Genomic DNA, 9235 nt, shown 5'->3' on the forward strand with positions numbered 1-9235 from the left:
ATCGGTGATCGGCCGATCCGGGAGCGTGCCGGGCCGGTCGAGCAGGAGCTCGCCCACTCCGGCGAGGGATGCGTCAGCCGATGAGATCCTTGGACAGTTCGCGCATTTCGGCCTTGCGGACCTTGCCGGTGACGGTCATCGGGAACTCCTCCACCACATGGACGTAGCGCGGGATCTTGTAGTGGGCGAGGCGGCCGGTGCAGAAGTCGCGCAGGGTGTCGGCGTCGAGTGGGTCGGCGCCCTCGCGCAGGCGCACCCAGACCATCAGTTCTTCGCCGTATTTCTCGTCGGGGACGCCGATCACCTGGGCGTCGACGATGTCGGGGTGGGTGTAGAGGAATTCCTCGATCTCGCGGGGGTAGATGTTCTCGCCGCCGCGGATCACCATGTCCTTGATCCGGCCGGTGACCGAGAGGTAGCCGTCGTCGTCCATCACGCCGATGTCGCCGGTGTGCATCCAGCGGGCGGCGTCGATCGCCTCGGCGGTCTTGTCCGGCTGGTCCCAGTAGCCCAGCATCACCGAGTAACCGCGGGTGCACAGCTCGCCGGGTTCGCCGCGCGACACCGTGCGGCCGGTGTCGGGGTCGACCACCTTCACCTCGAGGTGCGGTCCGACGCGGCCGACGGTGGCGGTGCGGCGTTCGATGCTGTCGTCGCGGCGGGTCTGGGTGGACACGGGGCTGGTCTCGGTCATGCCGTAACAGATCGATACCTCGGCCATCCCCATCCGGTCGATCACCCGCTTCATCACCTCCACCGGACACGGTGAACCGGCCATGATGCCGGTGCGCAGGCTCGAAAGGTCGTGGGACGCACCGTTGTCGAGCTCGGCGAGCATGGCGATGAACATGGTCGGCACACCGTAGAGCGAGGTGCATCGTTCGGCGGCGACAGCGGCAAGCGTGGCGGCCGGATCGAACGACGGCGCCGGAATCACCACCGCGGCACCGTGAGAGGTGGCCGCGAGGTTGCCCATGACCATGCCGAAGCAGTGATAGTAGGGAACCGGCACACAGATCCGGTCGGCGCTGGTGTAACCGCACAGCTCGCCGACGAAGTAGCCGTTGTTGAGGATGTTGTGGTGGCTCAGCGTCGCACCCTTGGGGAACCCTGTTGTGCCCGAGGTGTATTGGATGTTGATCGGGTCGTCGGCCGACAGGGTCGCCGCGATGGTGGCCAAGCGTTGCGGGTCCGGTGCCGTCTCGGCCACTTCCTGCCACTGGGGTGTGCCGAGGATCAGGACCTGCTCCAGCGCAGGGCAATTCGGACGTGCCTGCTCGATCATCGCCACGTAGTTCGAGGACTTGAACTCCGCGGCCGCGATCAGTGCCCGCACCCCGGCCTGGCCGAGGACGTATTCGAGTTCGCTGCTGCGGTAGGCGGGGTTGATGTTCACCAGGATCGCGCCGAGCTCGGCCGTCGCGTACTGCACGAGATACCACTCGGCGCAGTTCGGTGCCCAGATGCCCACCCGGTCACCGCGCCCGATGCCGCGGGCCGCGAGTCCGGTCGCGACGGCGTCGACGGCCGCCCCCACTTCGCGATAGGTCCAGCGCCGGCCCGTCGTCCGGTCGACGAGGGCTTCCTGATCGGGATAGGCCGCGATGGTCCGGGCGAGATTCGCGCCGATGGTGTCGCCGAGCAGCGGAGTGCTCGCGGGGCCGCAGGCGTAACTGAGTTCGGACATCACCGGGTCTCCTTGCCGCGCAGCAGGAATCGCTGCACTTTCCCGCTGGGCGTTTTGGGCAGACTCGCGACGAAATGTACCCGTCGCGGATAGGCGTGGGCCGCGAATTCGTCCTTCACCAGCTGTTGCAGCTCGGCCACCAGCTCGTCGTCGCCATCGACGCCCTCGCGCGGCACCACGAATGCCTCGAGCACCTCGCCACGCAGGTCGTCGGGCATGCCGACGACGGCGGCCTCGGCGACCTGAGCGTGCATCACCAGCACGCTTTCCACCTCGAACGGGCCGATCCGGTACCCGGCCATGATGATCACATCGTCGTCGCGGGCGCTGAACCGGAAGAATCCGTCGGCATCGCGGGCACCGACGTCGCCGGTCAGGTACCAGCGGCCGTCGGCGGTGAACCGCGCCGAGGTGCGTTCGGGATCGTCGAGGTAGCCGAGGAACCACAGCAGCGGGCTGTGATCGGTGTCGATGGCGACCCGGCCCACCTCGCCGGGCGCGGCCTCGGTGTCGCTGTCCTCGGCGAGCACCGCGCACGCCCAGCCCGGCAACTGCCTACCCATCGAACCGGCTGGGGCGTCGGCGTCGAGGTCGGGGTGCCAGGCATGGCAGATGACCATGCCGTGCTCGGTCTGGCCGTAGTGGTCACGCACCGCGACACCGAGCGCGTCGCGGGACCAGGCGACGACCTCGGGCGTGAGCGGCTCCCCCGCCGATGATGCCCGGCGCAACGCCACCCCGTCCGGCACCTGCCCGTCGGCGCGCAACGCCCGGTACACGGTCGGCGCGGCGGCGAAATTGGTGACACCGAAGCGGCGCAACACCTCCCAGGTCAGGGGCGCGGAGAAGCCGGCATGCAGCAGCAGGCTGCGCACGCCGGTGGCCAGCGGTGCCAGGATCGCGTAGTACAGCCCGTAGGCCCAACCCGGGTCGGCCGCGTTCCAGTAGACGTCGTCGCCACGAACGTCCAGGGCGAATTCCTGGTAGGCGTGGAAGGAGGCCAGCGCGCGCACCGGAATCGGTACGCCCTTGGGGGTGCCGGTGGTGCCGCTGGTGAACAGCTGGACCAACAGGCCGTCACCGCCGACCGCGACCGGAACCGCCCGCGGGTCGTCGGCCCGGTGCGTATCGAGCAGGTCATGGAAAGACACTGTGCCGGGCAGGGCGTCGCCGGCGACGATCGTGATGGGCGGGCTCGTCGGCCCATCAGCCGATCCCGACGAGTCGCGTGGGGCGAGCCGCGGCTCGGCATCCGCACCGGTCCGCCCACGCGGTGTGGCCGGGTCACCGGACGGAAATCCCTCGCAGGCAAGCAGTTTCGGTGCCTGGTCGGCATCGGCGACGACAACCTTGGTGTTGCTCGCCGCTAGCCGGAACTCGATCGCGGGCGGGGCGAAGGCGGTGAACAGCGGAACATGCACCGCACCACGACGCCAGATCCCCAGCAGCGCCACCACCAGGTCGGCGGACTTGGCCATCAGCGTGGCCACCCGGTCGCCCGGGCCGACCCCGAGCCCGGCCAGTGCGGCCGCGAACCGCGACGAACGCTCCCGCAGCTCACCGTAGGTCAGGTCACCGGCACTCAGGTCTGGCTCGACGATCGTGAACGCGACCGCGTCGGCCGGATGCGCGTCACACAGCAGCTCGGCCGCGCACGCGTCGGGGCCGTCGTATCGGTCGAGCAAGTCGCGTACCCGCGCGTCCAGGTCGGTACTCATCGCAGTTCTCCTCAACACCGTGCCGGTCTCGCATAGAATGTGGCACACCTCACGTTCGCCACTACCCCCGAAAAGGGGTGATCCATGAGCTCCCTGTTGCGTCCCCGCGACGGCGACGCCCTGCGCGCCGAGATCCGCTGGGTGTCGCGCCGGGCGAGCGTCCCGGTGGTGTTCGGCGGCCCCGTCGACGAGGACACCTTGCTGCTCACGGAGTTCGTCGGCACCGTCACCACCGGTTTGCGCGGGCTGTCGGTGCTGCGCACCTCCGGCCTCGGCGGGCAGGCGATGGAATACCGCAGACCGGCGGCCGTGGCCGATTACCGCCGCGCGCCCACCATCACCCACGACTACGACGCGGCCGTCTCGGGCGAGGGGCTCCGCTCGGTGATCGCCGTGCCGGTAGTCGTCGGAGACCGGCCGCGCGCGGTGCTGTACGCGGCCACCCGCGGCGCGAGCCCCCTCGGTGATCGCACCGCCGACGTGATCATGGCGGCGGGCAGACGGCTGGCGAACGAGATCGCCGTGCGCGACGAGGTGGATCGACGGGTGCGGTTGCTCGAGCTCGCGGAACCGGTCGCCGCGACACCGGCGACCGAGGAACTGCGCGAGATCCACGCCGAACTGCGTGCCATGTCGGCCGCCGTCGACGATGCCGCGCTGCGTGATCGGCTGGCGGGTGTGTCGGCACGACTGGCCGCCGTGATGACCGGCGCACCCGTCGACGAAGCCCCTCGGCTGTCGCGGCGGGAGATCGACGTGCTCGCCCAGGTGGCCCTCGGCTGCACGAATCAGGAAGTGGCGCTTCGGCTCTCACTCGGGGCGGAGACGGTGAAGAGCTATCTGCGGCACGCGATGAGCAAACTCGACGCGGGCACCCGTCAGGAAGCTGTGGTGACCGCGCGGCGGTACGGGCTGCTGCCCTGAGTCACGCACCTGGTTCCGGACGGAACCAGCAATCCTCGTTCTGGACGATCACACAACGAACAACCCCAAGTGATACCCAAATGTCTTTAGCGCAAAACAATCTCGGCGCGGATTCCGACCGGTACCGTCGATCCGATGACGGAGCCTTTTCAGCTGGCCGGCCTCTCCCTCGACTGCGCCGACCCCGAGTCTCTCGCCCGTTTCTACCTGGGGCTGCTCGGCGGCCGCGTCCTGTGGAACGACGAGCACAGCGTCGGTATCCGCATACCGTCGGGTCTGACGATCGCGGCACAGTACGTGGAGGGCTACTACCCGCCGCAATGGCCCGGCACGCCCGCGGTGTACCTGGACCTCGCGGCCGACGCCGACCTGGATCTGTGTGAACAGCACGCGCTGGCGGTGGGCGCCACACCCGCACCGGTACAACAGGATCCGCGCTGGCGGGTACTGCTGGACCCGGCCGGGCATCCGTTCTGCATCACCACGCGGGTGATGGCGAACTAGTCGGGCAGCAGGTCGGGCCTGCGCTCGCGGGTTCGCTGCAGCGACTGCTCGCGACGCCAGGCGGCGATCTTCGCGTGGTCACCCGACAGCAGGATCGGCGGCACCTCGAGACCGCGCCAGGACACCGGGCGGGTGTAACTGGGGCCCTCGAGGAGGCCGTCGGAGAACGAATCCTCTTGGTGTGACTGCTGATTGCCGAGTACACCGGGGATCAGCCGGACCACGGCCTCGGTCATCACCAGTACCGCGGCCTCGCCGCCGATGAGCACGTAGTCACCGATGCTCACCTCTTCGACGCGCACGCGGCGGGCGGCGTCGTCGAAGACGCGCTGGTCGATGCCCTCGTAGCGCCCGCAGGCGAACACCAGGTGCTTTTCGGTGGACCAGCGTTGGGCGGTGGCCTGGGTGAAGGGCACCCCGGCCGGGGTGGGGACGACGAGCAGCGCGTCGTCGGGGCACACCTCGTCGAGCGCGTCGCCCCAGACGGTGGGCTTCATGACCATGCCGGGGCCGCCGCCGTAGGGCGAATCGTCGACCGATTTGTGCACGTCGTGGGTCCAGCGACGCAGATCGTGCACATCGATCGAGATCAGGCCCTTGTCGACGGCCTTGCCGAGCAGCGCTGTGCGCAGCGGCTCGAGATATTCCGGGAAGATCGTGACGACATCGAGTTGCACGAATTACTCCGGATCGAGCAGGCCCTCGGGCGGGGTGATGACCACCAGACCGTCGGCGACCGACACGGTCGGCACGATGGCGGTGACAAAGGGAATCAGAATTTCGCGGCCGTCGTCCGCGGCGCGCACCGACAGCAATTCGCCTGCGGCGGAATGCAATACCTCGGTGACCTTGCCGACGACGGTGCCGTCTTCGAGTTCGACGCGCAGACCTTCGAGCTCGTGGTCGTAGAAGGCGTCTTCGTCGTCGGACGGCGGCAGGGTCTCGCTGTCGACGACGAACAGCATGCCGCGCAGTGCGTCGGCGGCGGTGCGGTCGTCGACGTCGTCGACGAAGACCAGAAGCCGGCCCGAGTGCTCTCGGGCCGACTTCACGGTGAACTCACGGGTCGCCGACGACTTCGGCATGCGGCCGTGCAGGGTGGCACCGGGAGCGAACCGGACATCCGGTTCGTCGGTGCGCACCTCGACGACGAGTTCGCCGCGCACACCGTGCGACTTGGCGACCCGACCTACGACGAGTTCCATCTAGGCGTCGGTGTCGACCACGTCGACCCGGATGCCCCGGCCACCGATACCGGCGACCAGGGTGCGCAGCGCGGTCGCGGTACGACCACCGCGACCGATCACCTTGCCCAGGTCTTCAGGATGGACATGCACCTCGACGGTGCGTCCGCGACGGCCGGTGAGCAGCTCGACGCGGACGTCGTCCGGGTTGGCGACGATGCCACGAACCAGATGTTCGACGGCGTCGGCAACAACGGCAGTCATTACTCGGCAGCCTCGGTGGCCGGGGTCTCCTCGGCGGCGGCCTCGTCCTTCTTGGCGGCCTTCTTCTTCGGGGTGACGGCCTCGGCGACGGGCTCGTTGTCGGCGGCGGCCAGCGCGGCGTTGAACAGGTCGAGCTTGGACGGCTTGGCGGCCTTCACCTTGAGGGTGCCCTCGGTGCCCGGCAGGCCCTTGAACTTCTGCCAGTCACCGGTGATCTCCAGCAGACGCTGCACGGACTCGGTCGGCTGCGCGCCGACGGACAGCCAGTACTGCACACGCTCGGAATCGATCTCGATCAGCGAGGGCTCTTCCTTCGGGTGGTACTTGCCGACCGACTCGATGGCCCGGCCGTCACGACGGGTGCGGGCGTCGGCGACGACGACGCGGTACTGCGGGTTGCGGATCTTGCCCAGACGGGTGAGCTTGATGCGAACAGCCATGCTGATCTGCCTCTTTCAGTAGTTTGGTCACCACGCGATTCGGCGACCCACATGGTCTGCGGGTCCGGTTTCGCGCATGAAGTGCGTGACCGCCGCGCGGTACGTAACCGGAGACGGGCTGACACTGTCCAGGGAGGACGGTGGTCCATTGTGCCAGACGGGCCGATCCCACCTGAAATCGCCCGCTGCGGCCGGGGCGCTATCGCGGTGCAAGCTGCCCGGTGTCGATGGGCACCGGAACGGGCCCGGGCGCGGTAACCGTCTCACCGTCAGCGGCGTACACCTTGCGGCGGTAGCCCGATTCGCCCAGTCCGAGAGCCTCGAAGCCGACGCGCTCGCCGACCGTTAGATCGATGATCCAGAGGTGGGGCACCCTTGCCGCGGCAAACGCGGCCATTCTGGTGTCGCGCTCTGCGCGTGGATTGTCCCGAGACCACACATCCACGGCGAGGAGTACATCCTCTGCTCCGCAGCTCACATGGCGCGGGGACCCGCTTGTCACGATGACATCCGGGATGACGGCGATGCGAAGCGGCGCGCTGATACGGGTCGGCACGGCCCGGAGCACCGTCAGATCATCGCGGTCGGCCGCTCGCAAGGCAGATCGCATCGCGACAAGCAGCTTATCGGCGACGCACCGATGCGCACCACCTGGCGGCGGGCTGACGACCGGGTAGCCCCAGATGAGTTCGAGTCGCGTCCCATCGGTCGGCTGGCCTCCGACGAGCCAATCGTCCACAGCAATCGGTCCCAGCGGGTGGGTCAGCGAAACCTCGGCGCTCTTCGTCACCCGTGCCGGCCTTCCTGGTGCGTGTTGGTTCAGCGGTGGCCGGTGACCGGGTTGGGGGTATTGACGACCATGCCGCGGAGGACGACCCAGAGGGGGTCGGTGAGGGCGGCGGGGGTGGTGCGGGGGTCGTCGGCGTAGACGACGAAGTCGGCGGGGGCGCCTTCGGTGATGGATTCGCGGCCGAGCCAGGTGCGGGCGTTCCAGGAGGCGGCGCCGAGGGCGTCGTGGGGGGACAGGCCCGCGCCGGTGAGGGCGGCGATCTCGTCGGCGATGCGGCCGTGGCGGATGGAGCCGCCCGCGTCGGTGCCCGCGTAGATCGGGACGCCCGCCTCGTGGGCTTTGCCGACGGTGTCGCGGACGCGGCGGTGCAGGTCGCGCATGTGGGCGGCGTAGACGGGGAATTTGGTCGCCGAGTCGGCGATGCCGGGGAAGGTGTCGATATTGATAAGGGTGGGGACCAGCGCGGTGCCGTTGGCCAGCATCAGTTCGATGGTGTCGTCGGTGAGGCCGGTGCCGTGCTCGAGGCAGTCGATGCCCGCGTTGATGAGGCCGGGCAGGGCGTCCTCACCGAACACGTGGGCGGTGACGCGGGCGCCGTTGGCGTGCGCGGCGTCGATCGCTTGTTTCAGGATGTCGTCGCTCCACAGCGGGCGCAGGTCCCCCACCGACCGGTCGATCCAGTCGCCGACGATCTTGACCCACCCGTCGCCGAAGCGCGCCTGTTCGGCGACGATCTCGGGCAGGTCGCGTTCGTCGTCGAGTTCGATGCCGAGTTCACGGATGTAGCGCTTGGGCCGCGCGATGTGGCGCCCCGCGCGGATGATGCGCGGCAGTTCGGCGTGCTCGTCGATGAACCGGGTGTCGATCGGTGAACCGGCGTCGCGCAGCAGCAGAGCACCCGCGTCACGCTCGGTCTCGGCCTGCTCGATCGCACCCTCGCGCGTCTCGTCCCCACCGCCGTAGCGAATACCGACGTGACAGTGGGCGTCTACCAGACCTGGCACGATCCACCCAGTGCGACAGAGGGTTTCGGCCCCCGCCACCGGCTCGAACGTCACCGCACCGTCGACTACCCAGAGGTCGAGCTCCTGATCACCGGGAAGAACCACACCACGCAGATGCACACCAACCTCCAGACGTCAGCCTGCCCCCAACCTACCGCCAACCCCCCACCCCGAACCCACCGAAACCACATTCCCAGTCCGCTACCCGACCCCATTCGAGCCGGTCACCCCCACAATCCCGAGCCACACTGCACCACTCGAGTCGGCCACCCACCACAATCCCGCCCACCACACAAGCTCCTACACACCGCCCCAGCCCAAGCTGCACAGACCGAGTCCGCAACCAACCGCATTCCCGGCCCACACGGCACCACCCGAATCCGCCACCTACCGCAGTCCCAGCCCGCGCGGCACTACCCGAGTACGCCACCTACCGCACTCCCAGCCCGCGCGGCACTACCCGAGTACGCCACCTACCGCACTCCCAGCCCACACGGCACTACCCGAGTACGCCACCTACCGCACTCCCAGCCCACACGGCACTACCCGAGTACGCCACCTACCGCACTCCCAGCCCACACGGCACTACCCGAGTACGCCACCTACCGCACTCCCAGCCCACACGGCACCACTTGAGTCCGCCACCTACCGCACTCCCAGCCCACACGGCACCACTTGAGTCCGCCACCTACCGCACTCCAGCCCACACGGCACCACTCC

The 9235-nt window shown here is 68.7% G+C and carries 10 protein-coding genes; 2 read left to right on the top strand and 8 right to left on the bottom strand.

What is annotated here, in order from left to right; translation table 11 throughout:
• Positions 1-73: 73 nt before the first annotated feature.
• Together NCO8_RS04765 and NCO8_RS04770 are read right to left on the bottom strand one after the other, a co-directional pair.
• Positions 74-1687 (bottom strand): AMP-binding protein, encoded by a 1614-nt coding sequence (locus tag NCO8_RS04765; protein ID WP_067636547.1) that lies wholly within the window; start codon positions 1685-1687, stop codon positions 74-76.
• The gene (locus NCO8_RS04770) at positions 1687-3405 is read right to left on the bottom strand and encodes an AMP-binding protein (protein ID WP_067636549.1); all 1719 of its coding nucleotides are present in this window, start codon (positions 3403-3405) and stop codon (positions 1687-1689) included. Before NCO8_RS04770 ends, NCO8_RS04765 begins: the two co-directional genes overlap by 1 nt.
• An 84-nt stretch (positions 3406-3489) precedes the next feature.
• On the opposite strand from NCO8_RS04770, the gene NCO8_RS04775 reads away from it, so the two are divergent.
• Together NCO8_RS04775 and NCO8_RS04780 are read left to right on the top strand one after the other, a co-directional pair.
• Positions 3490-4329 (top strand): helix-turn-helix transcriptional regulator, encoded by an 840-nt coding sequence (locus NCO8_RS04775; protein WP_067636551.1) that lies wholly within the window; start codon positions 3490-3492, stop codon positions 4327-4329.
• Between the two features lie 135 nt (positions 4330-4464).
• On the top strand, positions 4465-4833 hold the full coding sequence (locus tag NCO8_RS04780; RefSeq protein WP_067496209.1) for a VOC family protein: 369 nt from the start codon (positions 4465-4467) through the stop codon (positions 4831-4833).
• On the opposite strand, the gene trmD is transcribed toward NCO8_RS04780, so the two are convergent.
• The 6 genes from trmD to NCO8_RS04810 form a co-directional block, all read right to left on the bottom strand.
• Positions 4830-5510, bottom strand: coding sequence for a tRNA (guanosine(37)-N1)-methyltransferase TrmD (gene trmD / locus NCO8_RS04785; RefSeq protein ID WP_067636553.1), 681 nt, complete (start codon positions 5508-5510; stop codon positions 4830-4832). The two genes, NCO8_RS04780 and trmD, sit on opposite strands and share 4 nt — an antisense overlap.
• A 3-nt stretch (positions 5511-5513) precedes the next feature.
• Positions 5514-6038: a ribosome maturation factor RimM gene (gene rimM, locus NCO8_RS04790; protein WP_067496205.1), complete on the bottom strand. Its 525-nt coding sequence runs from the start codon at positions 6036-6038 to the stop codon at positions 5514-5516.
• Complete coding sequence (locus NCO8_RS04795; protein WP_056811833.1) at positions 6039-6281, bottom strand: RNA-binding protein; 243 nt, start codon at positions 6279-6281, stop codon at positions 6039-6041. It lies immediately after the preceding gene.
• Positions 6281-6721 carry a 30S ribosomal protein S16 gene (rpsP, locus tag NCO8_RS04800; RefSeq protein ID WP_067496202.1) on the bottom strand — a complete coding sequence of 147 codons (441 nt, stop codon included), beginning with the start codon at positions 6719-6721 and terminating at the stop codon, positions 6281-6283. The genes NCO8_RS04795 and rpsP overlap by 1 nt, the downstream gene beginning before the upstream one ends.
• 199 nt (positions 6722-6920) lie before the next feature.
• Positions 6921-7511 carry a Uma2 family endonuclease gene (locus NCO8_RS04805; protein WP_167353243.1) on the bottom strand — a complete coding sequence of 197 codons (591 nt, stop codon included), beginning with the start codon at positions 7509-7511 and terminating at the stop codon, positions 6921-6923.
• A gap of 29 nt (positions 7512-7540) precedes the next feature.
• Positions 7541-8635, bottom strand: coding sequence for a metal-dependent hydrolase family protein (locus tag NCO8_RS04810; protein WP_067636556.1), 1095 nt, complete (start codon positions 8633-8635; stop codon positions 7541-7543).
• Between the last annotated feature and the right edge of the window lie 600 nt (positions 8636-9235).

It is taken from the genome of Nocardia coubleae NBRC 108252, assembly GCF_001612805.1.
GTDB classification, from domain to species: Bacteria; Actinomycetota; Actinomycetes; order Mycobacteriales; family Mycobacteriaceae; genus Nocardia; species Nocardia coubleae.

Excerpts from the sequence above, each read along its gene's own strand:
- NCO8_RS04770 (WP_067636549.1), bottom strand. The coding sequence starts at position 3,405 with ATGAGTACCGACCTGGACGCGCGGGTACGCGACTTGCTCGACCGATAC.
- rpsP (WP_067496202.1), bottom strand. The coding sequence starts at position 6,721 with ATGGCTGTTCGCATCAAGCTCACCCGTCTGGGCAAGATCCGCAACCCG.
- rimM (WP_067496205.1), bottom strand. The coding sequence starts at position 6,038 with ATGGAACTCGTCGTAGGTCGGGTCGCCAAGTCGCACGGTGTGCGCGGC.
- NCO8_RS04780 (WP_067496209.1), top strand. The coding sequence starts at position 4,465 with ATGACGGAGCCTTTTCAGCTGGCCGGCCTCTCCCTCGACTGCGCCGAC.
- NCO8_RS04795 (WP_056811833.1), bottom strand. The coding sequence starts at position 6,281 with ATGACTGCCGTTGTTGCCGACGCCGTCGAACATCTGGTTCGTGGCATC.
- NCO8_RS04775 (WP_067636551.1), top strand. The coding sequence starts at position 3,490 with ATGAGCTCCCTGTTGCGTCCCCGCGACGGCGACGCCCTGCGCGCCGAG.
- NCO8_RS04765 (WP_067636547.1), bottom strand. The coding sequence starts at position 1,687 with ATGTCCGAACTCAGTTACGCCTGCGGCCCCGCGAGCACTCCGCTGCTC.